This is a genomic window from Zooshikella harenae (genome assembly GCF_018837975.1).
In the GTDB taxonomy this organism is placed as follows: Bacteria; Pseudomonadota; Gammaproteobacteria; order Pseudomonadales; family Zooshikellaceae; genus Zooshikella; species Zooshikella harenae.
In genome coordinates this window covers 1-703 of the sequence record NZ_JAGSOY010000321.1, presented here as the reverse complement: position 1 = coordinate 703, position 703 = coordinate 1, and the positions used below count along the sequence as shown (strand labels likewise).

At 40.7% G+C, this 703-nt stretch carries 1 protein-coding gene; it reads left to right on the top strand.

What is annotated here, in order from left to right; genetic code table 11:
* Positions 1-460 precede the first annotated feature (460 nt).
* On the top strand, positions 461-703 hold a 243-nt coding region (locus KCG35_RS25905), incomplete at its 3' end, for a GPW/gp25 family protein (protein WP_215822792.1).

Sequence of the window (703 nt, the reverse complement as noted above, 5' to 3'; positions counted from 1 at the left end):
GCATGTGAAAGGCAGCATCAAAGCCACTGGCGATATTACCGATAAAACCCGTAGTATGGCAGCAGACCGCGCTATTTATAACCGTCATTTAGACCAACATCATGTGCCGCCCAAGCCAAGGCAATAAGTTTACCTGTGTAATTAAAGCCACTAAACAGTTACTATAAGAAAACTGTGTATAGAATAAAGGGTATATGATGCTTTTCTTCTTGGGTTTTTTATTCGTATGTTTAGTGTTTTTATTTAAAGGCTATGAATTATATAAATTTTATAAATTTTATAAGGACGCAGAATTGCATAATACTAATAATCAGAATAGATTAACAAGCCATCGAAGAGGTTCAGAGGACTCAATTGGTAGCCAGTCTAGCTCAGAAAGTAGTTTTTGTAGTAGTGATAGCAGTAGCAGTGATAGTTGCAGTTCTGATTAGGCCATACTCTTTTCATTCATACTGACATCATGCACGGCATAGATAACCAAACCGGCCAAACCCTTTCCGGCATTGATCACCTTAAGCAATCGATAACTGATATTTTAACCACTCGCATTGGCACCCGTGTCATGCGGCGTGATTATGGGAGTCGCTTGCCAGATTTAATCGACGAACCGTTAAATGGGGCTTTACGCTTAGAGTTAATTGCTGCGACGGCTGAAGCCTTAACCCGTTGGGAACCACGTTTTAAGCTGACCAAAGCCGCACCT